We start from the raw sequence: 24,114 nt of genomic DNA, 5'->3' as shown, positions 1-24,114 counted from the left end.
CGGGAGTCCTTCCCGCCCCATTTCTCAGTTTTTTCTGCTGGTTTCTGCCATTTCACACTGACATACTGGCGTAACAGGACAGAAGCGCCGATTTTTCGTTGAGGAACACTATGAAGAAGATTGTCTTTGCTGCTGCATTCATTGTCAGCGGTCTGCTGGTTGGCTGTAACCAGCTCACGCAATATACCGTCAGTGAACAGGAAATTAATCAGGCGCTGGAAAAACATAATAATTTTTCTAAAGACATTGGTGTGCCGGGGCTTGCGGACGCGCATATCGTGCTCTCGAATCTGACCAGTCAGATCGGACGTGAAGAGCCAAACAAAGTCACCCTGTCAGGGGATGCAGACCTCGATATGTCATCCCTTTTTGGCAATCAGAAAGCCAACATCAAGCTCAAGCTGAAGGCACTGCCCGTTTTCAACAAGGAGAAAGGGGCGATTTTCCTGCAGGAGATGGAAGTCGTCGATGCGAAGGTTTCCCCGGACAAGATGGCGCCGGTTCTGCAAACCCTGATGCCTTATCTGAATCAGTCACTGCGTAATTACTTTAACCAGCAGCCCGCGTACGTCTTAAGTGAAGACAAAAGCAAAGGGGAAGCCCTGGCGAAAAAATATGCTAAAGGCATAGAGGTGAAACCAGGAGAAATTATTATTCCTTTCACCGATTAACCTGAAGGGGCGCCGCGGCGCCCTTTTTTTTACGGAAAAGTGTGCAAAGGAAAACGTTTCCGCTTATGATTTGTGTCCGGCAAAAACAGCCATCCTTATGACTGATCCCTGACAAGCCGGAGCTTCCATGACTGCACAACCCCAGGTTCTTAAAATCCGCCGCCCTGACGACTGGCATATCCATCTGCGTGATGGCGATATGCTGAAAACCGTCGTGCCTTATACCAGCGAAATTTATGGCCGCGCGATTGTCATGCCTAACCTGGTGCCACCAGTCACCACCGTCGATGCGGCGATGGCCTACCGCCAGCGCATCCTTGATGCCGTTCCCGCGGGACATGATTTTACCCCGCTGATGACCTGCTATCTGACCGATTCCCTGGATCCGAACGAAGTGGAGCGCGGGTTCAACGAAGGCGTATTTACGGCGGCGAAACTCTACCCGGCGAATGCCACCACCAACTCCAGCCACGGGGTCACCAGTATTGATGCCATCATGCCGGTGCTGGAACGCATGCAGAAACTGGGCATGCCGCTGCTGGTTCATGGGGAAGTGACGCATGCCGAGATTGACATCTTCGACCGTGAAGCCCGTTTTATTGAGACCGTCATGGAGCCTCTGCGCCAGCGCCTGCCGGCGCTGAAAGTGGTCTTCGAGCATATCACCACCAAAGACGCAGCAGAGTACGTGCGTGACGGCAACGAACTTATCGCTGCGACCATTACGCCACAGCACCTGATGTTTAACCGCAACCACATGCTGGTCGGCGGGGTGCGCCCTCACCTGTACTGCCTGCCTATTCTTAAGCGCAACATCCACCAGCAGGCGCTGCGCGAGCTGGTAGCCAGCGGGTTCTCTCGTGCGTTCCTGGGCACCGATTCCGCCCCTCACGCCCGCCATCGTAAAGAGGCAAGCTGCGGTTGCGCAGGCTGTTTCAACGCGCCAACTGCGCTTGCCAGCTACGCGACCGTGTTTGAAGAGATGAACGCGCTGGAGCATTTCGAAGCGTTCTGCTCTCTCAACGGCCCGCGTTTCTATGGCCTGCCGGTGAACGAGACCTTCATCGAACTGGAGCGTAAAACGCGCCACGTTGAGGAGTCCATCGCGCTGACGGATGACACGCTGATTCCATTCCTGGCGGGTGAAACCGTAAACTGGACGGTAAAACGTTAAAAAATCAATGCCCCTTGTTGTCAAACCGAGAATATACCTGTATAAATAAACAGTATATTACACAGGGGGCCTTTATGCGTATTGAAGTCACCATAGCCAAAACGACTGTTCTGCCTGCCGGCGCGCTTGATGCACTGGCAGGCGAATTGTCCCGTCGTATTAATAATACCTTTCCCGACAACGCGGGTGCCGTAACGGTGCGTTACGCCTCAGCGAACAATCTCTCCGTCATTGGCGGCGCGAAAGAAGATAAAGATCGCATCAGCGAAATCCTGCAGGAAACGTGGGAAAGCGCCGACGACTGGTTCATCACAGATTAACACTGCTCCCTCATTGTGTTTTTTGCCGGGTCGCCCCGGCTTTTTTTCGTCTGAACATTCTGGAAGTTCAAATTAATTCGGCATCTTCTTTAAAAATCGTGAACGAGATGGTGTTTTATTGTTCGAACAATCCTAAAAAGCAGAAAAATGTGTTGCCACCTGTTTATTTTTCCCGTTGGAACCCTTATTACTTGGTATACTGAAGATGCTTTCAGAAAAACATGCATTGAACCTCAGAGCCGTTGTCTTCTAACACGCATTAAGGGGGTTATAATGGAAAAGAATAGTGAAGTCATCCAGACCCACCCACTTGTTGGCTGGGATATCAGTACCGTAGATAGCTACGATGCGCTGATGCTGCGTTTGCACTACCAGACCCCGAATCAACTCAACCGTGAAGAAGCGGAAGTTGGACAGACGCTGTGGCTAACAACAGACGTCGCTCGTCAGTTTATTTCTATTCTGGAGGCAGGTATTGCCAAAATAGAATCTGGCGACTATCAGGAAAATGAGTATAAACGGCACTAACCGTATGCCCACTTTTCACTCAACAGGCACCCTCGCGGTGCCTTATTTATTTCTCCCTTGTCTAACCCCGCGTTGTTAATTACTCTGCTAACAAAACATCAGTTTACGAGAAAGATATGAGATACGACCTAATCATTATTGGTAGCGGCTCCGTAGGTTCGGCCGCCGGTTATTACGCGACGCAGGCGGGTCTGAACGTTCTGATGATTGATGCCCATCTTCCGCCTCATGCGGAGGGTAGCCATCATGGAGACACCCGCCTCATGCGCCATGCCTACGGGGAAGGCGAACGCTATGTTCCTCTGGTGCTTCGCGCCCAGACGCTGTGGGATGAACTGGCGAAACAGACCGAAGATCGCATTTTCGAGCGTACCGGGGTTATCAACCTTGGTCCGGCCCGTTCGGAATTTCTCGCTAATGTCGAACGCAGCGCGAAAGCCTTTAATCTTGACGTTGAGAAGCTGGACGCGGCGGCCGTTACCGCGCGCTGGCCTGAAATTACCGTCCCGGACGATTATATTGGTCTCTTTGAAGCCAATTCCGGGGTATTGCATTGCGAAACCGCGATCAAAACCTGGATCGATCTTGCCGCGAAAGCGGGTTGTGGGCAGCTGTTTAACTGCCCGGTGGACGCCATCACCCATGACGCTGACGGCGTCACCGTGAAGACCCTCGACGGCGAATATTCCGCGTCCCGCCTGCTGGTCAGCGCGGGAACCTGGGTCACCCGTCTGATGCCAGACCTGCCCATTCAGCCGGTGCGTAAGGTCTTCTCCTGGTTCCAGTCAGATGGTCGTTTCAGCGCACAGAATAAATTCCCGGCCTTTACCGGTGAACTGCCGAATGGCGACCAGTTCTACGGTTTCCCTTCCGAGAAAGACGCGCTGAAAATCGGTAAACACAACGGAGGCCAGCCGATCGCCTCCCCTGAAGAGCGCAAACCCTTCGGCGCCTTCCCGCAGGATGGTTCAGAAGCCTTCTCGTTCCTGCGTAACATCCTTCCCGGTGTCGGCGGCTTGCTGTATGGCGCAGCCTGTACCTATGACAACACGCCGGATGAAGACTTTATCATTGATACGTTGCCAGGCCATGACAACACCCTGCTTATCACCGGGCTGAGCGGTCACGGATTTAAGTTTGCCTCCGTGTTGGGGGAAATTGCCGCGCAGTTTGCCCAGGGTATCACGCCGCAGTTTGATCTGACGCCCTTCTCACTCTCGCGTTTTAACGGATAATCCCTCGCGGGCTTCGGACTTCCCGGGGCCCGTTTAATTCACACTGTATTGCGGAGCGATATGCGCAGGATTGTTAACTTCCTCATCAATAATATTCGCGAGCATTTTATGCTCTACCTCTTATTGTGGGCGCTGCTGGCTATTATCGATTTCGTGTACATTGTATTTTATTGAAAGCCCGCACTGACAGTAATTGACATTAATTTATCTTTTTTGAAAATCATTATTTCTACTTGCACGAAGCAATTGAATTAACTTTAGTGTTTCTTGTCAAAATCGCTGAAATAAGAAAAATAAAAATCAATATACCATTTTTTCAGTTGCAATATTATGCCACCCCGTTCATTTTTACTCTTCGGTTAATTTGAAAATGGACATTCTGATGCAATTGCGTAACTCCTCCCGACGCTACGGAATAATATCCATAGCTTTGCACTGGATATTTGCTCTTGCCGTCTACGGTATGTTTGGTCTTGGCCTCTGGATGGTCACGCTCAGCTATTACGATGGCTGGTATCACCAGGCGCCGGAGTTACATAAAAGCATTGGCGTTCTGCTGATGCTGGGGCTGGTCTTTCGCGTGGTCTGGCGACATATTTCCCCGCCGCCCTCGGCGCCGAAAAGCCACGGTAAAATGACCCGCGTAAGTGCCGTCGCGGCACATATTGCGCTCTACGCGCTGCTCTTCGCCATCCTGATTAGCGGCTACCTGATCTCGACAGCGGACGGTAAGCCGATTAGCGTCTTTGGTCTTTTTGATGTTCCGGCAACGATCAGCGATGCCGGATCTCAGGCAGACACAGCTGGGGTCATTCATCTCTGGCTTGCCTGGAGCGTGGTGATCCTGTCTGTACTGCACGGGCTTGCCGCCCTCAAACACCACTTTATTGATAAAGACGATACGCTCAAGCGCATGCTTGGACGCTCGTCCATTGACTCTGGAGCATAAAATGAAAAAACACCTGCTGGGTATCGCACTGGGTTCTCTGTTATTGACCGCCGGTTCCGCCGTGGCGGCTGATTATAAAATTGATAAAGAGGGCCAGCATGCTTTCGTCAATTTCCGTATTCAGCATCTGGGATATAGCTGGCTGTACGGAACCTTTAAAGATTTTGACGGCACGTTCACGTTTGACGATAAAAACCCTGCCGCCGATAAAGTCAATGTGACGATTAATACCAACAGCGTCGACACGAATCATGCAGAGCGCGATAAACATTTGCGTAGTGCTGAATTCCTGAATGTCTCGAAATTCCCGCAGGCAACCTTTACGTCGACGGAAGTAAAGAAAGCGGGCGATAAGCTGGATATTACCGGCAACCTGACGCTCAATGGCGTCACGAAACCTGTCACCCTTGAAGCAAAATTACTGGGTCAGGGAGACGATCCGTGGGGCGGTAAACGCGCGGGCTTTGAAGCGGCGGGGAAAATCCACCTGAAAGATTTTAATATCACAACGGATTTGGGCCCGGCCTCTCAGGACGTGGAGCTGATTATTTCCGTTGAAGGGGTTCAGCAGAAATCGTGATAAATACGCCCGGCAGGTTTTTACGCTGCCGGGCGTTATCATTATTCCGGGTCTGGGATCCCCAGTTTGGTATTCAGACGGCCACGGGATTTATTGAAAATCTTATTGCCGTTTTCACGACCTGCTCGACGACGGCGCTGCTCTTCTTCCGGCAGCATGCTCTCTTCACTGCACAGTTCGCTACAGCAGCCGTTAAACTTCTCGGCGCAGGCCGGGCACTGGATGAACAGCAGATGACATCCGTCGTTTTTGCAGTTGGTATGGGTATCGCACGGTGCGCCGCACTGATGGCAATGGGCAATCACGTCCTCAGAAATACGTTCCCCCATACGTTCGTCAAAGACAAAGTTTTTGCCGATAAAACGTACCGGTAAACCCTGCTCACGGGCGCGACGGGCGTACTCGATAATGCCGCCTTCAATGTGCCAGACCTTATTGAAGCCATTGTGCTTCATCCACGCGCTGGCTTTCTCGCAGCGGATACCGCCGGTGCAGTACATCACGATCTTTTTATCTTTATGTTCCTGCATCATCTCAACCGCTTTGGGCAGTTGCTCGCGGAAGGTATCGGCGGGGATTTCCATGGCGTTCTCGAAATGCCCCACCTCATACTCATAGTGGTTACGCATATCAATGAATACGGCATCCGGATCGTCCAGCATGGCATTCACTTCTGCAGCCTTCAGATATTCACCGACATCGGCCGGGTTAAACTCAGGATCGTCAATGCCATCCGCCACGATGCGTTCGCGCACTTTCATGCGCAGCACCCAGAAGGATTTCCCGTCATCGTCCAGCGCAATATTCAGACGTAAGCCGTCAAGGGCCGGATCAAACTGATAAAGACACTCGCGGAAAGCGCTCACTTTGCTTTCCGGTACGCTAATCTGCGCGTTGATACCTTCGCGGGCAAGATAGACGCGTCCGAAGACGTTCAGCGCCGTGAATGCCTGATAAAGCGCATCGCGGGTCGCCTGCGGATCGTTGATCGTGAAGTATTTGTAGAAGGAGATGGTCGTGCGCGGTTCGGTTTCAGCCAACATACGCGCTTTTAACATCTCATTCGATACGCGGTTGTGTAACACTGGCATGGTGTACAGTCCTGGGTTCGTCAGAGAGAATGAAAAAATCGGTCGGCATCATATAGCAAACAAAACCAATTTACATCCACACAATTTACGCTACATTTCACACTCCCTGATTAATCAGGGTTAACAATTGCTGAATTCGTGCACGTTTCGAAAGCAGATATTTTGGCTACGTCTCAAAAAGTGAGACACTAGCGGAACAGGACGTTTAAACACAGGAAAGACATGACCCAGTTACCAAAATTTACTGCCGCCCTTTTGCATCCCCGCTATTGGTTGACCTGGCTTGGCATCGGCTTTTTATGGCTACTGGTACAGCTTCCCTACCCTGTTATTTTCCGGTTGGGTAACGCTCTGGGCCGTCTCGCACAAAAGGTGATGAAGCGCCGCGCCAGGATTGCGTACCGCAACCTTGAGCTGTGCTTCCCGCAGATGAGTGAAGCAGAGCGTCACCAGCTGGTCACGAAGAATTTCGAATCCGTCGGGATGGGGCTGATGGAAACCGGTATGGCGTGGTTCTGGCCGGATAAACGCATGGCTCGCTGGAGCGAAGTGACGGGAACCGGCATGGAGCCTGTGCATACGCTTCAGTCCAGCCAGACGGGCGTTCTGCTGATTGGCGTACATTTTTTGACGCTGGAGATCGGCGCGCGGATGTTTGGCATGCAGGCACCCGGCATTGGCGTTTATCGTCCTAATGATAACCCGGTCATCGATTTAATCCAGACCAACGGGCGCATGCGCTCCAATAAAAGCATGATCGACCGTAAGGATCTGAAGGGCATGATCCGCGCGCTGAAATCCGGTGAAGTGGTCTGGTATGCCCCCGACCACGACTATGGTCCGCAATCCAGCGTATTTGTTCCCTTCTTCGCCGTTGAAGAGGCCGCTACAACGACCGGTACGTGGATGCTGGCGCGCATGTCCAAAGCCGCCATCGTGCCCTTTGTTCCCCGCCGTAAGCCGGATGGTTCAGGCTACGAGCTGATTATGCTGGAGCCGGAACTTGCGCCGCCGCTGGATGACGCCGAGACAACCGCCCGCTGGATGAACGGCATTGTCGAGAAGTGCATCCTGCTCGCGCCAGAGCAGTATATGTGGCTGCACCGCCGCTTTAAAACGCGGCCAAAAGGGACACCGTCCCGCTATTAATTCATCATGCGGCTCTCAGGGCCGCCTGCTGTTTTAGCTTTAAAAGCTCACCTTCATTGCGGCTATCATAACTCAGGCGCATAATTAGCAGGCTTATTACTTTATGCCTCAGGTGCTCTGCACCTCACTATGCGGATTGTTATGTCACCCTCAGATGCCCCCATAAACTGGAAACGTAACCTCGCGGTTGCGTGGCTTGGCTGTTTTCTCACTGGCGCGGCGTTTAGCCTGGTCATGCCTTTCCTCCCGCTCTACGTCGAACAGCTGGGCGTGACGGGTCACAGTGCGCTGAATATGTGGTCTGGCCTGGTGTTCAGCATCACGTTTCTCTTTTCCGCGATTGCCTCGCCCTTCTGGGGCGGCCTTGCCGACCGCAAGGGACGTAAAATTATGCTGCTCCGTTCAGCGCTGGGGATGGCGATGATCATGGCGCTGATGGGCGTGGCGCAAAACGTCTGGCAGTTCCTGATCCTGCGCGCATTGCTGGGTTTGCTGGGCGGATTTATTCCTAACGCGAATGCTCTCATCGCCACGCAAATTCCTCGCCATAAGAGCGGCTGGGCGCTGGGAACGCTCTCAACCGGCGGCGTGAGTGGTGCCCTGCTGGGGCCTCTGGCCGGTGGGTTACTGGCCGATAGCTACGGCCTGCGACCGGTGTTCTTTATCACCGCCAGCGTGCTGTTCCTGTGCTTTGTTGTCACCCTGCTCTGTATCCGTGAAAATTTCACACCCGTCGCCAAAAAAGAGATGCTTCACGCCAGAGACGTGCTGGCCTCGCTTAAAAACCCCAGACTGGTGCTGAGCCTGTTCGTGACGACCCTGATTATTCAGGTGGCAACCGGTTCAATCGCCCCGATTCTGACGCTGTACGTCCGCGATCTCGCGGGTAACGTCAGTAACATCGCCTTTATCAGTGGACTGATTGCCTCCGTGCCCGGCGTGGCAGCGCTGCTTAGCGCCCCGCGGTTAGGGAAACTCGGGGACCTCGTCGGTCCGGAGAAAATCCTGATCTGTGCGCTGGTGATTTCCGTGCTGCTGCTTATCCCCATGTCGATGGTGCAATCCCCCTGGCAGCTGGGCGTGCTGCGCTTTTTGCTGGGTGCCGCCGACGGGGCGTTGCTGCCTGCCGTCCAGACCCTGCTGGTCTACAACTCCACAAACCAGATTGCCGGGCGGATATTCAGCTATAACCAGTCCTTCCGCGACATCGGTAACGTCACCGGACCGCTGCTCGGGGCAGGGATCTCCGCCAGCTTCGGTTTTCGCGCCGTCTTTATCGTCACGGCAGGCGTGGTGCTGTTTAATGCGATCTATTCATGGTTCAGTTTATCCCGTGCGTTACGGCCCGCAACAGAATAAGACGAACGCCTGACAGCTTATTTTTGCATTCATACTTGCAGAATCTGATATTCAGCTATTCTTTCCCTTAAACCTTCAGGAAAACAGGGAGACACCAATGACCATGTACGCCACACTGGAAGAAGCTATTGATGCCGCTCGCGAAGAGTTCCTCGCCGACAATCCCGGCGTTGAGGAAGAAGATGCTGACGTGCAACAACTTAATATCCAAAAATACGTTCTGCAGGATGGGGATATTATGTGGCAGGCCGAATTTTTTGCCGATGAAGGTGAAGAAGGGGAATGTTTGCCGGTCCTGAGCGGTGAAGGTGCGCAGGCCGTCTTTGATGGCGACTACGATGAAATCGAGTTACGGCAGGAATGGCTGGAAGAAAACACCCTGCATGAATGGGATGAGGGCGAATTTCAGCTCGAACCGCCGCTGGATACGGAAGAAGGACAAACCGCGGCTGACGAATGGGACGAGCGTTAATTTACGCTACTCATAAGGGCCGTGGCTGGCATCGATGGGCAGCAACAGCGTGTCGAAAATCAGCGAAAACGGCAGATCGAGCACGGTGAGGTAGCGCCATGCGGAATCACGAAGATCCCATTTAACGCCTGGGTAATACTGATTGCCGTGACCTTGCCCTGGAATGGTGCGGCTGATGATACTGCCGCAGCCACTAAGCAGGCATGCCATCATGACGACGATGATGATTCTCATGGATTACCTCTAAAAAAATACCGGCGATTAAGCCGGTATTTTATCTGGCGGGCGACGCTTCGCTTACCCGCCCTGGTTAACAACTTACTTCGCCTTCAACGCCAGCGGGTTCAGTTTCAGTTCTTTATAGTAGTTTACCCACGAAGAGTATCTCTCCGGAGCAGACCACACCCGATAGTGAAGACGCGCCATCGTGACCGGGTCGCTCAACAGCACCAGACGACGGTCGCGGTTGAGTTTTTCCGGGGTCTCGTTCAGCGCTTGCTCAACGTGACGATCGCGGGCAATCTCCAGCACCTTGCTGGCGCGGTGACGCGCGGTCGCCATTGCCGTGGCCAGGGCGTTGAATGACGGGTTAAACACAGCGTGCATGAAGCCGTCATCCAGCGAGCGGTTGCGGTTCTGCTCCAGATAGGTGTCGGTATCCACCAGCACCTGCGGCGGGGAATACTCTTCCGGGATCAGGAACAGTTTCCAGCGTTTAGTACGCAGCCCCACCGTTGCACGGCTGGAGATGACGGACACAAACGGCGACAGGATCAGCGAGAAGACGATCGGCGCCAGCCAGAACAGGAAGCGCAGATCCAGCCAGGCCATCCCGGCCGCCCATACCAGCCCCAGCAGCAACTGAGAACCGTGACGCATAAAGGCTTCACTCCACGGCGTGGAGTCGTCATCACGCTGCGGTGAATTCCAGACCACTTCCCAGCCCAGGAACGCGCTGACCACAAATACGGTGTGGAACAGCATACGCACCGGTGCCAGCAGCACGGAGAACAGCACTTCCAGCAGCAGTGAAAGGGTCACGCGGAAGAAACCGCCGTACTCTTTCGAGCCTTTGCACCAGATCAGAATGATACTGAGCAGCTTAGGCAGGAATAGCAGCACCATGGTGGAGGCAAACAGCGCAATCGCCAGCTCCGGACGCCACTGCGGCCACACCGGGAACAGCTGGCGCGGTTGCAGGAAGTATTGCGGCTCCGTCAGGGCATGAACGACCTGCAGCGCAGTCGACAGCGCAAGGAACATGAACCACAGCGGTGCCGAGAGATAAGACATCACGCCCGTCAGGAACACCGCACGGTGAACCGGGTGCATCCCTTTAACCAGGAACAGACGGAAGTTCATCAGGTTACCATGACACCAGCGGCGGTCACGCTTGAGCTCGTCCAGCAGGTTCGGCGGCAGCTCTTCGTAGGATCCCGGCAGGTCGTAGGCAATCCAGACGCCCCAGCCAGCACGACGCATCAGCGCCGCTTCCACGAAGTCGTGCGACAGGATAGAGCCGGCAAACGATCCCTCACCCGGCAGCGGCGCCAGCGCACAGTGTTCGATGAACGGCTTCACGCGGATAATGGCGTTGTGGCCCCAGTAGTGGGATTCACCCAGCTGCCAGAAGTGCAGACCTGCCGTGAACAACGGCCCGTAAACACGCGTCGCAAACTGCTGACAGCGCGCATACAGCGTGTCCATACCGGACGCTTTTGGCGAAGACTGAATGATACCCGCGTTCGGGTTGGCTTCCATCAGACGCACCAGCCCGCTCAGGCAGTCACCGCTCATGACGGAGTCCGCATCCAGCACCACCATGTAGCTGTACTGGTTACCCCAGCGACGGCAGAAGTCATCGATGTTGCCGCTTTTACGCTTCACACGACGACGGCGACGACGGTAGAAGATTTGACCTTCGCCCTGCACTTCCGCAATCAGCTCCATCCACGCTTTTTGTTCTGCCACGCAGATATCCGGGTTGTAGCTGTCGCTCAGGATGTAAACGTCGAAATGCTCCGCGTTGCCGGTCGCCTTTACGGACTCCCAGGTAGCACGCAGGCCCGCAAACACGCGGTCAACGTCTTCGTTACAGATAGGCATAATCAGCGCAGTACGGTGCTCAGGATTGAGGGGTTCATCCCCGACCGTTGACGCCGAAATGCTGTATTTGTCACGCCCCATCAGCAGCTGCAGGAACCCCATCAGCGCGGTCCAGAAACCGGCCGATACCCAGCAGAAGAGGACGGCGAACAGCAGGAGGATGCCGCTCTGCAGGATGTACGGCAGCAGCTGCATGAAGGAGACCCAGAGATCCTGGCCCATCATGTCCGTCGGGTTGATAAACGCCCAGCCCTGGTAAGGCAGGATGGTTTTCATATACCAGGTCGCGACGACCGTCTGTGCCAGCGTCAGCAGCAGCAGGATATAGCGACGGATAGTCCCCACGGTACGCCATTTCTGTTCGGACGCCTGCTCTTCTTTCGTCAGGCGTGACAGATAGCGCGGCGTGACATCACGCCCGCGCAGGCGATCCCAGAAGCGGCCAACCGGGTTGGTGCGCCAGGGATCAGGGAACATCGAGGAACGGGTCGCCTTCGGCATTGCCTGAAGCTGATCGCGTCCTTCGTCGTCTTTAATCAACTGCCCTTCTGCCAGCGAGTCTGGCCATGCCTGCTCCAGACGCGCCTTTACTGACCCCAGCGGCGTATCATCATCACGGGAAAACTGACGATGTTCACCATCCAGCGCGGCGTGAACCGCGCGAATGTTGCTCTCAGGCAGTGCCGCTTTCTCAATATCCGTCAGCGGCATGGCATCAATATATTCAGATGTATTATTCATTGGCAGGTAGCTGATAGCTCCAGGTTTCACTCAGCGGCTGATCGTTACTGACCAGCGCAGCACGCATTTCAGTGGTCTGTTTCGGATCTTTCACTTTCACGCGCAGGGTCAGACGCCAGCCTTTCGTTACCGGGTTGTAACGCACGGTATTCTCAACGATTTCACCGTTATCACCGATACTGGCCTGAGCGGCAACGGCGGTATCCGGCGACAGTTTCTTCATATCCTGGCCTGTGAAGTCCACGACGAAGGCCACGGTACCGTCAGGTTGGCGGATAAGATTAGACTGCTTCACATCACCCGTTGAACGGCGAGTCTGCATCACATACGCGTTATCCGGCGCATGCAGCTTATCTTCGTCGCGGCTGAAGGTGATGGTGTACTTGAAGTTCATCTCTTTACCGGCTTCCGGCAGTTGATCCGGCGTCCAGTAAGCCACGATGTTATCGTTGGTTTCGTCGTTGGTTGGAATCTCAACCAGCTCAACCTTACCTTTACCCCAGTCACCGTTTGGCGTGACCCAGGCGCTTGGACGCTGATCGTAGCGATCGTCCAAATCTTCAAAGCGGGAGAACTGACGACCACGCTGCAGCAGGCCAAAACCTTGCGGATTTTCCATCGCGTAGCTGCTCACGGCCAGATGTTTCGGGTTGTTCAGCGGACGCCAAATCCACTCACCGTTACCGGCATGAATAGACAGACCGTTGGAGTCGTGCAGTTCCGGGCGGAAGTTGGTTGCCGGCGACGGCTGGTTCGGCCCAAACAGGAACATACTGGTCAGCGGCGCAACGCCCAGTTTGCCCACTTTATCGCGCAGGTAAACTTTAGACTGAACGTCAACCACCGTGTCACGGCCCGGCATAATCACAAAGCGATAAGCCCCGGTTGCACGTGGGGAATCCAGCAGCGCATAGATGGTCAGACGTTTGTCCGTTGGTTTTGGACGTTCAATCCAGAACTCACGGAAACGCGGGAATTCTTCACCTGATGGCAGCGCGGTATCAATGGCCAGGCCACGCGCAGAAAGCCCGTACACCTGCCCCGCGCCAATCACGCGGAAATAGCTGGCGCCAAGCATGCTGACGATTTCGTCGTTTTTATCTTTGCTGTTGATCGGGTAAAGCACCTTGAAGCCTGCGAAGCCCAGGTCTTTCACCGTATCTTTGTCGTGTTGCACATTGCCAAAATTGAAGTAATCCGGGCTGTATTTGATCTTACGTACCGCTGTCGCCGTCACTTCATTGATGGCAACAGGCGTGTCGAAGTACATACCCTGATGATAAAATTCAAGCTTGAACGGGGTTTTAATATTGCTCCAGTACGCTTTGTCGTGATTGAACTGGATCTGCTGATAGTCCGCATACTTCATGTCGCGGAAAACGGAGGGCAAGTTACTTTTCGGCGCTTCGTAGCTCTTGCCTGCCATCGATTTTGCCTGTTTTGCGACATCGTCGATGTTAAAGGCCAGTGCCGATGAGGTATACAGTGATAACACTACTGCAGCACCTAACCAACGCATTTTCATCATCTGTGGTTTATGTTTCATAATAAGTAAGCACTTCCCCCTTTGTGTGCTTATATCGATCCGATCCATTTTAATGGAAACTCAGGCAATCCGACAACATTATCACTGCTTTGTTCAGCTGCTGGCTCATGGATTAAGCAATGAAAGAACCCTCTATTCACTTTGCGTGCTTATCCTGGAGACAGGGTGTCGGTCTTGGTGTAGGGTTGGCTTCGAATGTAACCATTATGAGTCTTAGGGATAAGACGAAAAGTCTGAGAATGCACAACGTTATATGAGCACAACACCTACAGAACGTGAATATTTCCTCGACTCGATCCGGGCATGGCTGATGCTATTGGGGATCCCTTTTCACATTTCACTGATTTACTCCAGCCACACCTGGCATGTTAATAGCACGATGCCCTCATGGTGGCTGACGCTGTTTAATGACTTTATTCACGCCTTCCGTATGCAGGTGTTTTTTGTCATTTCCGGCTATTTCTCTTACATGCTGTTTCTGCGATATCCGCTCAAGCGCTGGTGGAAAGTGCGCGTGGAGCGCGTGGGGATACCCATGCTGACCGCCATCCCGCTGCTGACGCTGCCGCAGTTCATCATGTTGCAATACGTCAAAGGCAAGGCGGAGAACTGGCCGAATCTGTCACTTTATGAGAAGTACAATACGCTGGTCTGGGAGCTGGTCTCTCACCTGTGGTTCCTGCTGGTCCTGGTGGTACTCACAACGGTCAGTCTGGTGATTTTCAGCCGCCTGCGCCATCATTTGAGTCATAAAGCCGAGACCTTTTTCGCCAACCTGACCATGGGCAAACTGTCCGTGCTCTTTTTGCTGTTGGGGATCGCCTATGCCGCGGTAAGACGTACCCTGTTTATCGTCTATCCGCCAATTCTGAGTGACGGGTTATTTAATTTTGTGGTGATGCAATCGCTGTTCTACATACCGTTCTTTTTAATCGGCGCACTTGCCTTTATTCATCCGAAACTTAAATTGCTGTTTACCACCCCATCACCGTGGTGTGCGCTGGGGTCCGCCCTGGCGTTCGTGGCCTATCTGCTGAACCAGCGCTACGGTAGCGGCGACGCCTGGATGTATGAGACGGAGAGCGTCATCACTATGCTGCTGGGCCTGTGGATGGTAAACGTGGTCTTCGCGCTGGGACACCGTTTGCTGAACTTCAAGTCCAGCCGCGTAACCTACTTTGTCAACGCGTCACTGTTTATCTATCTGGTGCATCACCCCTTAACGCTGTTCTTCGGGGCTTATATCACACCGCATATCGCGTCCAACACGCTGGGCTTCTTTACCGGGCTGGTCTTTGTGGTGGGGATTGCGATTGTGCTCTACGAAATCCACCTGCGGATCCCGCTCCTGCGTTTCCTCTTTTCCGGAAAACCGCAGACGAAAGCGGCATAAACACACGCGGCGCACTGAGTGCGCCGCGTGTGTTTCAGGTGTCCAGTTCCTGCCCGCGCTGGGTCAGCAACCGTTGATACAGGTGCGTGGTTTCTTCATCGAAACAGACAAAGAAAACTTTCTCAGGCATCGGCTTAAGCGACAGATAACGATAAACGGTTTCGACGGCGATAGTCGCAGCGGCAGCTTTCGGATAGCCATACACACCGGTACTGATGGCCGGGAACGCCATGGTTTTATAGCCATTGTCGGCGGCCAGCCGCAGGCAGTTTCGGTAAGCCTCTTCCAGAATACTCGCTTCGTGCTGGTCACCACCGTGCCAGACAGGCCCAACCGCGTGAATCACCGCTCTGGCAGGCAGATTGCCCGCGAGGGTGATGACCGCATGGCCGGGAGGACATTCGCCCTGCTGCTGCCGCACGATTTTACAGGCTTCCAGTAACTGCGGTCCGGCAGCCCGGTGGATAGCCCCGTCCACACCGCCTCCCCCCATCAGGGAGGGATTGGCCGCATTGACGATGACATCGACATGCATTGTCGTGATATCGCCATGAATAACGTCTATTTGCGGTTTCATAAAGCCCCTCTGCAACCCGCCTTTTTCTTAAGTGTATCGCAGAGGCGTCCGGGAGAAAAAACTATCAGAAAAAATCCTCTTTCGCGGTAAGGCGAAATAGCAGGCATTAGCGATACTGGATTTCAACAACGGCGAGCGTTTTTTCAGGGTTAAGGTATTTCATATGGAGTGTCGCCAGATTCGAATCGGCCACCTTGCCATTAAGCGCCTCTTCATAGCTGACCATCCGGGTTTGCATCCGGTTATTATCCGGACATGACATGGCAAATTGACGCTGCTGCGCTGTAACTTCACAGGGGTCTGCCACGATGGCCCCGCGAAAATGAATGACACCGCCATCAACAATAGTGGTCGAATAAGCCGGAAGACTAAAAGCAGAGACGATCAGGCCCAGACCTGTCGCGAGTTGAGCGAAAGCGTTGTGCATTATATATACTCCTCAATGAAAATCGTCCTTGAGGGGCAAACGCGCTTCGTTAGGGCAAACGAAGTTTCACGTTACGGAACATAACGGCCAGGTTCCTGATATCAGCATAGCTCAACGGCACAGCCCCGCCACATTCACAACGCATTGATTTTATAAATAATTAAAGCGCGCTCCCCGCGGGAGACCACTGCTGCGATAGATGAATCGATTTACCATCAGAAACGGTGACCATAATGTTGACCGTGTCTCCTGCGTTAATATTTAAACTCAACCGCGTTAAATCAATCGTCTGATTAGCGGGTATAAAAAGTGTATTTTGCTGCCGGGAAGTACTCTGGCCCCCCTGCCCTTCCCGCACGGCGATAACCTGAACCTGACAATCACACGACTCCGTCAGCATCACCTGCGGAATAATGGTGGTCATATTGTCCTGCAAAGACGTTTTAAAGGTTATCTGGCTGGAAAGCGCGGCAAGAAGAATTAAGGTATTCATGATGAACTCCCGAAAAAAAACAGGGCGCACGCCCTGTTTTTTTGTAGCACAGATTTCAGTATTAATACTGATAAGCTGATGCGTGGTTACCTAAACCAATCTGGGTAACATTGACGGTAGAATTAGAGGCAGTCTGATCAACAAGCGCGCCGTTAAATCCACCGTACTGGCTAACATTCATTGTTGAGTCGTGACTGTTCCACTGATCAAGCGTTGCGCTGTTGGCAAAACCATTCTGGGTCAGGGAAATGGTGCTATCGTCAGAGCCTTGTCCAACATCCGCGCCATTACCGCCACCACTCTGGCTAATAGACAGAGTTGAATTTCTGGCATTAGTCTGCAAGGCGACCGCTGAGTTACCGCCACCGCTCTGGTAAATATTCAGGGTTGAATTTGGGCCATAACCGCCGTGACCATGACCGTGTCCGTGACCCCAGCCACCTTGATCAATAAGACCAGCCATAGCACTACCAGAAACTACGATTGCTGCAAGAGCTGCCACTTTGATAAATTTCATGGTAAAACCCCCATCGGATTGATTTAAGTCGCCGCGAATAACTAACGTTGAATAACGCGAATGGCCATTTGCGACTGTTTTTGCACTACAACTGCGGTTTTCTGTGTACCGTACTGCGTGATGCTTGCTCTATTACCCGACCCTTTCTGGATAATTTTCGCACTATTACCATATCCGTCTTGCGTAATATCAGCATCATTCGCGAAGCCGCTCTGAGCGATATACGCAAAATTATAAGTCCCTGATTGATCAACCCGCGCCCTGTTACCTCCCCCTTCCTGGGAAACAATGGACAGTAATTTTGAACCGTCCTGGCGAACCTGAGCGTCATTTGATACGCCCCGCTGACCAATAATGGCTGCCTGATTTAATGATGAAAGGCTTAATTCATTAACCGCAAAGTTATATTCAGCCCTGGCTAAATCTGAATTTGCTGCGGTTACAAATCCAGGCGCACCCAGTAATGTAAACATCATAAATAACGATGTGTTTTTCATGTTGTCACCCTGGACCTGGTTATTAAATCATTTCATAACCATGTAACATGGATATTTGTTAAAGCGACTCGTTTTGTGTTAACGCGTCGTTACGGTGAAGAGTATGTCCGCTGAAACATTTTAAATATCTCACCCGCGCGGCTTATTTTTATTTATCAGATCACCACAAAGTTGTAATTTCCGGCAAAAAACACTTTAAACAGGCCAGCTTATTTTTTTATTCACTCCCTTTATAGAGGCGATTGAACAACGGCAGGAAGGCTCTCCACACTGCCCCCCGCATTGATTAAACGCAACGGCAAAAGAACATTTTGTCATAGTGCGTGACACGACACGTGTTTTCTTAAGTCGGAAAGTCATTCATTTAAAGGATTAGAAACATCCCGTCACTCATACCTGGACTCAGCATTTAAAAAATAAAAGATAACGACTAAATTCAATGAGATAAAAATATTTGTATGATTTTTAAAATCTGTGCAGCCATATTCACATGTACAACTTTTGTATCAAATCGCATCATTCCACACACTCCAATTTAACAAATTAATATTGATTTTTACATTCTGTTACACGTTTAACACTTGCTTTAAACTTCGTAAAAGCTAGATTGAAATTAGATGTACGAAATTGGTTTTATATTTACCTCCCTGTGGAGGTTATGGTTTGATTCTACACACAGCAGTGCAACATCTGTCAGTACTTCTGGAGTCCTCTTTTAATCAGGAGGACAGCTGCCAGGTGCCAAAAAAAAGCGGGGTTTCATCATGTTTAATGAAGTCCATAGTTTACATGGTCATACATTACTGTTGATCACAAAACCTTCTTTGCAAGCGACAGCGTTATTACAACATTTAAAGCAATCGTTATCACTGAACGGGAAATTGCATAATATTCAACGTTCTTTTGATGATATTGCCCCTGGCAGCATTATTCTGTTTGATATGATGGAAGCTGATAAAAAGCTCATCCATTACTGGCAGGATGTTTTAAGCAGGAAAAACAACAATATCCGCGTGCTATTGTTGAATACGCCTGATGAATATCCTTTCAGAGATATAGAAAGCTGGCCGCATATCAATGGCGTGTTCTACGTCACTGAAGAAGAAGATCGGGTGGTAGAGGGCTTGCAGGGTATTTTGCGCGGAGAATGTTATTTTTCGCAAAAACTTGCCAGCTATCTCATCACGCATTCCGGCAATTATCGCTATAACAGCTCAGAGTCCGCACTGCTCACACACCGTGAGAAAGAGATCCTGAACAAATTACGCATTGGTGCTTCAAATATTGAAATCGCCCGTTCGTTATTTATCAGCGAAAATACAGTAAAGACGCACCTTTATAATCTTTTCAAGAAGATAGCTGTTAAAAACCGAACTCAGGCTGTTTCGTGGGCAAACGATAACCTCAGGCGTTAATAACATGAAACGCACCGTGAGTTGGATTGCCGCAGCGGGCTTTCTCCTCGCTGCAGGGAACCTTCAGGCCGTCGAGGTCGAAGTTCCCGGATTGTTAACAGACCACACTGTTTCCTCTGTCGGGCACAATTTTTATCGCGCCTTCAGTGATAAATGGGACAGTACCTACACCGGAAATATAACAATCAACGAGCGGCCCAGTGCACGATGGGGAAGTTGGATAACAATAACGGCGAACCAGACCGTTATCTATCAAACGTTTTTATTCCCCACGAAAATAGACTTCGATAAAAACGTCGCCTTAGCGCTGGCCCAATCAGAAGACGCTATTAATCGCCTGCAAATAGATAAAGCCCTATTAAGCACCCGCGATTTAGCAAAAGACGAGTTCTAGCGAACCGATATGCGGAGGCTGTCATGCGTATTGCATATGCAGTTGTTTCGATAATGCTAATAACACCCTTAAGCTGGGCCGGGAACATGACATTCCAGTTCCGGAACCCTAACTTTGGGGGTAACCCTAACAACGGCGCGTTCATGTTGAATGAAGCTCAGGCGCAAAACTCTTATAAAGATCCCAGCTTTAAGGATCTTGGCGTGGATACCCCGTCCGCACTGGACAACTTCACGCAGGCTATCCAGTCGCAGATTTTGGGCGGGTTGCTGACCAACATCAATACCGGCAAACCCGGCCGAATGGTGACCAACGACTTTATTGTCGACATCGCGAACAGGGATGGACAGCTCCAGTTGAACGTGACCGATCGTAAAACCGGTAAAACCTCAACCATTCAGGTTTCCGGTCTACAAACTAATTCAACTGACTTCTAAACAACAGCTAAATAAGGACAACGATCATGCAGCGCTTCCTGATATTTGTTGCAGTGTGCTTATTGAGCGGTTGTTTAACTGCTCCCCCTAAAGAAGCTGCAAAACCCACTTTAATGCCTCGGGCCCAGAGTTATCGTGATTTAACGCATTTACCTTCTCCGACGGGGAAAATATTTGTCTCCGTATATAATATTCAGGATGAAACCGGACAGTTCAAGCCTTACCCGGCAAGTAACTTCTCCACGGCTGTGCCGCAAAGCGCCACCGCGATGCTGGTAACCGCGCTCAAGGATTCACACTGGTTTATTCCTCTGGAACGCCAGGGGCTACAGAACCTGTTAAATGAACGCAAAATTATCCGTGCCGCACAGGAAAATGGCACCGTCGCGGACAATAACCGTATGCCTCTGCAATCGCTGGCGGCGGCAAACGTCATGATTGAAGGATCGATTATTGGTTACGAAAGTAACGTTAAATCGGGTGGTGCGGGTGCGCGTTACTTCGGTATCGGCGCGGATACCCAGTATCAGCTCGACCAAATCGCCGTTAACCTGCGTGTGGTCAACGTCAGTACGGGTGAAGTGCTCTCTTCGGTGAATACCAGCAAAACCATCCTGTCCTATGAAGTGCAGGCAGGGGTATTCCGCTTCATCGATTACCAGCGTTTGCTGGAAGGTGAAATTGGTTACACCTCTAACGAACCGGTCATGATGTGCCTGATGTCAGCTATTGAAACCGGCGTAATCTTCTTAATCAACGACGGTATCGATCGCGGATTGTGGGATCTGCAAAATATAGCGGACGTCCAGAACCCGATACTGGTGAAATACCGCGATATGTCAGTGCCTCCGGAATCCTGACAGGAAGCGAATAAAAAAGGCGAGATGATTATCTCGCCTTTTTTTATTCACTCACCGTCGCGACGTTTTGCGCTTTTTCCCGCCTCGATGCCAGCCAAAGTCCGCTGTTTTTCATGGCATAGCCAAACAGCAACCCCAGCAGCAGCGAAGGGACCACCAGCTTCCAGTCGCCCTGCCCTGCAAACGTCGCGCACGCTCCCATAAAGGTGCCCGGCACGAACGAAAGCAGCAGATGCTTAGCCTGGATGCACATCAGGAAGGCGACAACACCCGTCATGATATACCCCAGCAGCTCCAGATGCGGTGCCAGCGCGCTGCCTTTCATGATCACCAACGCCCAGATAACACCGCTCATCAGCGTGCAACCTGAGATAAAGAGCCCTTTTATGCCCCCCTGCGGGCAGGCGAAATAGGCCGTACAGCCGAGGAACCCGGCCCAGCTGAGCAATCCGAGAGACACGGCCACCCACCCCCACAGCCCGGAGAGAATGCCTGTCGTTAATGCGATACAAAGTAATATGTTCATGGCGCGCATCTTAGCAGAAGCGCACCATGGAAATGAGATCATCCGCACATTACGTGCAAATTGAAATGTAGAGTTGCAGAATTTATGTGACGAGCATCACTCTTCGTTCTCTTCTTCCAGCTCATCCCACATTGCCGCGATGGCATCGCGGGTCAGCGGTGCCAGCGCTCTCCAGAATGGCGAGGTTGCATGCGCTTCGACTTTACCCAGGAAAGTCCCGACCCACGGCAACAGGTACGTTTCGAACAAGGTTTCGATGGCTTCGTTCTCATCATCCCCCGCGTTGTCCTCGATCCAGGACGCGGCCAGCAGCAGCGTACCGATATGGTCCGCAGGGGTATCGGTCAGCGGCATCCCACGCGTGGAGAGAAAAGCACGGACCTCCGCTTCCGTTGCCCCTTCCTGCCAGGCAGAACGGTATGGCGAAACGCGGCACTCATCCCCCACGAACAGGGCATTATAATCCGTCGCAATCTGCTGCATGTCGCAGCTTTTTTGCAGACGCTCCAGTAAATCATCCTGTTCCAGCGGCCAGTTCTGCGCCAGTTTCCCTTCACGAATCAATGTAAAGAGCGGAACCAGCAGCGGGTCTTGTGGCTGACGGTAATACAGCGTACCCAGCACGCGGCAGAGGATGGAAAACTCATTCATTTTTTTATTCCATTACACAATTAAAGATCGGCAAATTCGGCAATCGGCTCCATTCCGCGCGACTCGAGGAAATCGAGCATGCGGCGTGGGGTGACGTTCAGGATTTGCGCTTCCGGGAAGTCAACGTCATTCAGCACTTTCAGGCACTCGCTAAAATCACCCAGCGTGAACGCGGTATGGGAATCTGAACCCAGTGCCACCATGCCACCCGCATCACGGACGGCGGCCGCCACTTCGCGACAGTTAGCTTCACTGCCCTTACGCGAGTGAACAAAGGAGGAGTTGTTAATTTCCAGCGCCACGCGGTGTTTTGCTGCCGCCTGTGCGACAGCCTGAATATCAATCGGGTACTTCGGGTTGCCCGGGTGGCTGATAATATGCACATTGCCGCTGGCAATGGTGGCAATCATCGCCGCGGTGTTGGTCTCTTTATCCTGAGGCGCAAAAACCGGTTCATGGAAACCAGCAAGGATAAGATCAAGCGAGGTCAGCATCGGGCCGGTGCAGTCGATTTCACCGTTGATGTTTTTGATGTTTGCCTCAATGCCGCGCAGTATTCCGATGCCGTCCACCAGACGTGGCCAGATCCGCATATTCACAAAATGCCAGTAGTGCGGCGCATCCGCCATATCCGGGCCATGATCGGTGATCGCAAAAAGCGTGATGCCTTTGAGCTTCGCCTGGGCGATATAATCATGGAGGTTGCTATACGCGTGGGTACTGGCGACGGTGTGCATATGCAGGTCAACGGGATACATCTCTCTCTCCTCTGCGGTTTTTCCAAAGGATAGCAGTTATCAGCAGCGAATATTAGCAAAAACCCGGCAAACGCCGGGTTTCTCTCAGTAACCACGCTGTCTGTCGACCTGGCCGGTGACCGCGTTGCCTTTTTCCAGTTCGCTGATGGTATGGGATATATAGGCCACCGCTTCAGCCGGGCGCGTCACGGCCGCCACGTGCGGGGTCATCGCTACACGCGGATGTGCCCACAGCGGGCTCTCCGTCGGCAGCGGCTCACGGCTGTAGACATCCAGCATGGCACCTTTTAGCTTGCCGCTGTCCAGCGCCTTCAGCAGATCCGGCTCGACCAGATGCACTCCGCGCGCCAGGTTCATCAGGTAGCTCTCATCAGCTAACTGGTTGAGCAAGGCTTCATTGATGATTCCTGCCGTTTCCGTCGTGTTTGGCAGCAGATTGATGAGCACTCGTGTGCCTTTCAGGAAAGCCGGGAGCTCATCGGTTCCGGCAAAGCTCGCTACGCCGGGATAATCCTTGCGGCTGCGGCTCCAGCAGCGTAGCGGGAACCCCCACGGGGCGAGGGCTTCAGCCACTCTGGATCCCAGCACACCGGCACCGAGAATGCCGATGGTGAAATCCTCGCGCTGATACTCCGGCAGCGGCTCCCAGTGGGCTTGCTGTTTAAACGCCTGATAATCATCAAAGCGGCGGAACCAGTGCAGCACCTGGCTCACGGCGTATTCCTGCATTTGCTGGCCCATTCCGGTATCTTCCAGGCGGAACAGAGGTGTGGCTTCCGGCAGCATTTCAGGGTGCGCCTTCAGTTTGCTCAGGATGGAATCCACCCCGGCACCCAGGGCAAAAACGGCCTTCAGGTTACGTCCCTGAAGCATTTCTACCGGCGGATGCCAGACCAGCGCATAGTCTGCATGTTCGTTATCACCCCGCTTCCACTCGCGAACGCGTGCGCCGGGGATCGCCGCCGTGAGCGCCTTGATCCAGTAAGCCGTATCAAAAGTAGGGTGATAAAAGAGTATATCCATAGTGATTCCTGCCTTTTATTGCGCTGATTTATTTTGCTTTTTAACTGGAGTGTCAGCATAACAAATTTATTGCACAAGGGTGTTGCTGATAAAAAAGACGCTTTCAGCACATTTAAGAATCATGTTGCCTGAAGTTTGTCTAAACGCGCTAAATTACTGAAAAAGTGAGTTGACGGCAGTTCAGCTTTTCCTTACATTAGCGCCCGTCCCGACAACAACGGGATG

29 protein-coding genes are annotated in these 24,114 nt (G+C 52.3%); 16 read left to right on the top strand and 13 right to left on the bottom strand.

The genetic code is table 11. The annotated features are described in order from the left end of the window. The first annotated feature begins 110 nt into the window (after window positions 1–110). The 8 genes from EKN83_RS10415 to EKN83_RS10375 all read left to right on the top strand — a co-directional run bounded on the left by EKN83_RS10415 (window position 111) and on the right by EKN83_RS10375 (window position 5,457). Window positions 111–671 carry a lipoprotein gene (locus EKN83_RS10415; protein WP_025755839.1) on the top strand — a complete coding sequence of 187 codons (561 nt, stop codon included), beginning with the start codon at window positions 111–113 and terminating at the stop codon, window positions 669–671. A gap of 127 nt (window positions 672–798) precedes the next feature. Beyond that, complete coding sequence (gene pyrC, locus EKN83_RS10405) at window positions 799–1,845, top strand: dihydroorotase (RefSeq protein ID WP_025755840.1); 1,047 nt, start codon at window positions 799–801, stop codon at window positions 1,843–1,845. Between the two features lie 74 nt (window positions 1,846–1,919). Next, a complete protein-coding gene (gene dinI, locus EKN83_RS10400) occupies window positions 1,920–2,165 on the top strand; it encodes a DNA damage-inducible protein I (RefSeq protein WP_025755841.1) in 246 nt (81 codons plus the stop codon). Between the two features lie 273 nt (window positions 2,166–2,438). After that, complete coding sequence (bssS, locus tag EKN83_RS10395) at window positions 2,439–2,693, top strand: biofilm formation regulator BssS (RefSeq protein WP_008500827.1); 255 nt, start codon at window positions 2,439–2,441, stop codon at window positions 2,691–2,693. Between the two features lie 116 nt (window positions 2,694–2,809). Further along, on the top strand, window positions 2,810–3,928 hold the full coding sequence (gene solA, locus EKN83_RS10390; protein WP_126800883.1) for an N-methyl-L-tryptophan oxidase: 1,119 nt from the start codon (window positions 2,810–2,812) through the stop codon (window positions 3,926–3,928). A gap of 60 nt (window positions 3,929–3,988) precedes the next feature. Then, window positions 3,989–4,102, top strand: coding sequence for a DUF2770 family protein (locus EKN83_RS10385; protein ID WP_032672401.1), 114 nt, complete (start codon window positions 3,989–3,991; stop codon window positions 4,100–4,102). A 208-nt stretch (window positions 4,103–4,310) separates the two neighbouring features. After that, window positions 4,311–4,877 carry a cytochrome b gene (locus EKN83_RS10380; protein WP_095449562.1) on the top strand — a complete coding sequence of 189 codons (567 nt, stop codon included), beginning with the start codon at window positions 4,311–4,313 and terminating at the stop codon, window positions 4,875–4,877. Between the two features lies 1 nt (window position 4,878). Then, complete coding sequence (locus tag EKN83_RS10375; protein ID WP_045285012.1) at window positions 4,879–5,457, top strand: YceI family protein; 579 nt, start codon at window positions 4,879–4,881, stop codon at window positions 5,455–5,457. A gap of 41 nt (window positions 5,458–5,498) precedes the next feature. Here EKN83_RS10375 and EKN83_RS10370 read toward each other — a convergent pair whose 3' ends face one another. After that, the gene (locus EKN83_RS10370) at window positions 5,499–6,548 is read right to left on the bottom strand and encodes a rhodanese-related sulfurtransferase (protein ID WP_045285013.1); all 1,050 of its coding nucleotides are present in this window, start codon (window positions 6,546–6,548) and stop codon (window positions 5,499–5,501) included. Between the two features lie 222 nt (window positions 6,549–6,770). Between EKN83_RS10370 and EKN83_RS10365 the strand changes: the two genes are divergently transcribed. The 3 genes from EKN83_RS10365 to EKN83_RS10355 all read left to right on the top strand — a co-directional run bounded on the left by EKN83_RS10365 (window position 6,771) and on the right by EKN83_RS10355 (window position 9,528). Then, the gene (locus EKN83_RS10365; RefSeq protein WP_104556318.1) at window positions 6,771–7,697 is read left to right on the top strand and encodes a Kdo(2)-lipid IV(A) acyltransferase; all 927 of its coding nucleotides are present in this window, start codon (window positions 6,771–6,773) and stop codon (window positions 7,695–7,697) included. Between the two features lie 141 nt (window positions 7,698–7,838). Beyond that, window positions 7,839–9,056 (top strand): multidrug efflux MFS transporter MdtG, encoded by a 1,218-nt coding sequence (gene mdtG / locus EKN83_RS10360; RefSeq protein ID WP_126800882.1) that lies wholly within the window; start codon window positions 7,839–7,841, stop codon window positions 9,054–9,056. A 97-nt stretch (window positions 9,057–9,153) separates the two neighbouring features. Further along, window positions 9,154–9,528 (top strand): MysB family protein, encoded by a 375-nt coding sequence (locus tag EKN83_RS10355; RefSeq protein WP_008500834.1) that lies wholly within the window; start codon window positions 9,154–9,156, stop codon window positions 9,526–9,528. A gap of 6 nt (window positions 9,529–9,534) precedes the next feature. On the opposite strand, the gene EKN83_RS10350 is transcribed toward EKN83_RS10355, so the two are convergent. The 3 genes from EKN83_RS10350 to mdoG form a co-directional block, all read right to left on the bottom strand. Beyond that, window positions 9,535–9,762, bottom strand: coding sequence for a YceK/YidQ family lipoprotein (locus tag EKN83_RS10350; RefSeq protein ID WP_024908995.1), 228 nt, complete (start codon window positions 9,760–9,762; stop codon window positions 9,535–9,537). Between the two features lie 84 nt (window positions 9,763–9,846). Beyond that, a complete protein-coding gene (mdoH, locus tag EKN83_RS10345; RefSeq protein WP_045285015.1) occupies window positions 9,847–12,375 on the bottom strand; it encodes a glucans biosynthesis glucosyltransferase MdoH in 2,529 nt (842 codons plus the stop codon). Further along, window positions 12,368–13,921 (bottom strand): glucans biosynthesis protein MdoG, encoded by a 1,554-nt coding sequence (mdoG, locus tag EKN83_RS10340; RefSeq protein ID WP_032672403.1) that lies wholly within the window; start codon window positions 13,919–13,921, stop codon window positions 12,368–12,370. Before mdoG ends, mdoH begins: the two co-directional genes overlap by 8 nt. Window positions 13,922–14,174: 253 nt before the next feature. On the opposite strand from mdoG, the gene mdoC reads away from it, so the two are divergent. Further along, window positions 14,175–15,314: a glucans biosynthesis protein MdoC gene (mdoC, locus tag EKN83_RS10330; protein ID WP_126800881.1), complete on the top strand. Its 1,140-nt coding sequence runs from the start codon at window positions 14,175–14,177 to the stop codon at window positions 15,312–15,314. Window positions 15,315–15,348: 34 nt separating this feature from the next. Here the strand turns inward: mdoC and ymdB are convergent, their stop codons facing one another. The 5 genes from ymdB to csgB form a co-directional block, all read right to left on the bottom strand. Next, a complete protein-coding gene (gene ymdB / locus EKN83_RS10325) occupies window positions 15,349–15,891 on the bottom strand; it encodes an O-acetyl-ADP-ribose deacetylase (protein ID WP_025755850.1) in 543 nt (180 codons plus the stop codon). 106 nt (window positions 15,892–15,997) lie between these two features. Continuing rightward, window positions 15,998–16,318, bottom strand: a complete 321-nt coding sequence (locus tag EKN83_RS10320; protein WP_025755851.1) for a type 1 fimbrial protein — start codon at window positions 16,316–16,318, stop codon at window positions 15,998–16,000. Window positions 16,319–16,478: 160 nt separating this feature from the next. After that, window positions 16,479–16,811, bottom strand: coding sequence for a curli assembly chaperone CsgC (gene csgC / locus EKN83_RS10315; protein WP_025755852.1), 333 nt, complete (start codon window positions 16,809–16,811; stop codon window positions 16,479–16,481). Between the two features lie 61 nt (window positions 16,812–16,872). Further along, the gene (gene csgA / locus EKN83_RS10310; protein WP_025755853.1) at window positions 16,873–17,328 is read right to left on the bottom strand and encodes a curli major subunit CsgA; all 456 of its coding nucleotides are present in this window, start codon (window positions 17,326–17,328) and stop codon (window positions 16,873–16,875) included. Window positions 17,329–17,369: 41 nt separating this feature from the next. Further along, on the bottom strand, window positions 17,370–17,825 hold the full coding sequence (csgB, locus tag EKN83_RS10305; RefSeq protein ID WP_025755854.1) for a curli minor subunit CsgB: 456 nt from the start codon (window positions 17,823–17,825) through the stop codon (window positions 17,370–17,372). Between the two features lie 764 nt (window positions 17,826–18,589). On the opposite strand from csgB, the gene csgD reads away from it, so the two are divergent. From csgD to csgG, 4 genes are read left to right on the top strand one after another with little or no spacing between them, the layout of a single operon-like run. After that, window positions 18,590–19,240, top strand: a complete 651-nt coding sequence (csgD, locus tag EKN83_RS10300; RefSeq protein ID WP_045284619.1) for a biofilm master transcriptional regulator CsgD — start codon at window positions 18,590–18,592, stop codon at window positions 19,238–19,240. Window positions 19,241–19,244: 4 nt separating this feature from the next. Further along, window positions 19,245–19,634, top strand: coding sequence for a curli production assembly/transport protein CsgE (gene csgE, locus EKN83_RS10295; RefSeq protein WP_025755856.1), 390 nt, complete (start codon window positions 19,245–19,247; stop codon window positions 19,632–19,634). 23 nt (window positions 19,635–19,657) lie between these two features. Beyond that, window positions 19,658–20,071 carry a curli production assembly/transport protein CsgF gene (gene csgF / locus EKN83_RS10290; protein WP_025755857.1) on the top strand — a complete coding sequence of 138 codons (414 nt, stop codon included), beginning with the start codon at window positions 19,658–19,660 and terminating at the stop codon, window positions 20,069–20,071. Window positions 20,072–20,097: 26 nt separating this feature from the next. Continuing rightward, window positions 20,098–20,931 carry a curli production assembly/transport protein CsgG gene (gene csgG, locus EKN83_RS10285; protein WP_126800880.1) on the top strand — a complete coding sequence of 278 codons (834 nt, stop codon included), beginning with the start codon at window positions 20,098–20,100 and terminating at the stop codon, window positions 20,929–20,931. A gap of 43 nt (window positions 20,932–20,974) precedes the next feature. Here the strand turns inward: csgG and EKN83_RS10280 are convergent, their stop codons facing one another. From EKN83_RS10280 to ghrA, 4 genes are all read right to left on the bottom strand, one after another. Beyond that, entirely contained in the window at window positions 20,975–21,457 is a 483-nt protein-coding gene (locus tag EKN83_RS10280) for a DUF1097 domain-containing protein (RefSeq protein WP_123072409.1), read from the bottom strand. Window positions 21,458–21,553: 96 nt separating this feature from the next. Further along, complete coding sequence (locus tag EKN83_RS10275; protein WP_025755860.1) at window positions 21,554–22,108, bottom strand: molecular chaperone; 555 nt, start codon at window positions 22,106–22,108, stop codon at window positions 21,554–21,556. 20 nt (window positions 22,109–22,128) lie between these two features. Further along, window positions 22,129–22,866: a phosphatase gene (locus EKN83_RS10270; RefSeq protein ID WP_126800879.1), complete on the bottom strand. Its 738-nt coding sequence runs from the start codon at window positions 22,864–22,866 to the stop codon at window positions 22,129–22,131. Window positions 22,867–22,950: 84 nt separating this feature from the next. Continuing rightward, complete coding sequence (gene ghrA, locus EKN83_RS10265) at window positions 22,951–23,889, bottom strand: glyoxylate/hydroxypyruvate reductase GhrA (protein ID WP_126800878.1); 939 nt, start codon at window positions 23,887–23,889, stop codon at window positions 22,951–22,953. Window positions 23,890–24,114 lie beyond the last annotated feature (225 nt).

Origin of the sequence: Enterobacter sp. WCHEn090032 (assembly GCF_003986875.1) — a bacterium.
GTDB lineage: Bacteria > Pseudomonadota > Gammaproteobacteria > Enterobacterales > Enterobacteriaceae > Enterobacter > Enterobacter sichuanensis.
The sequence above is the reverse complement of the archived record's forward strand: the minus strand, read 5'-3'. Positions and strand labels throughout refer to the sequence as shown.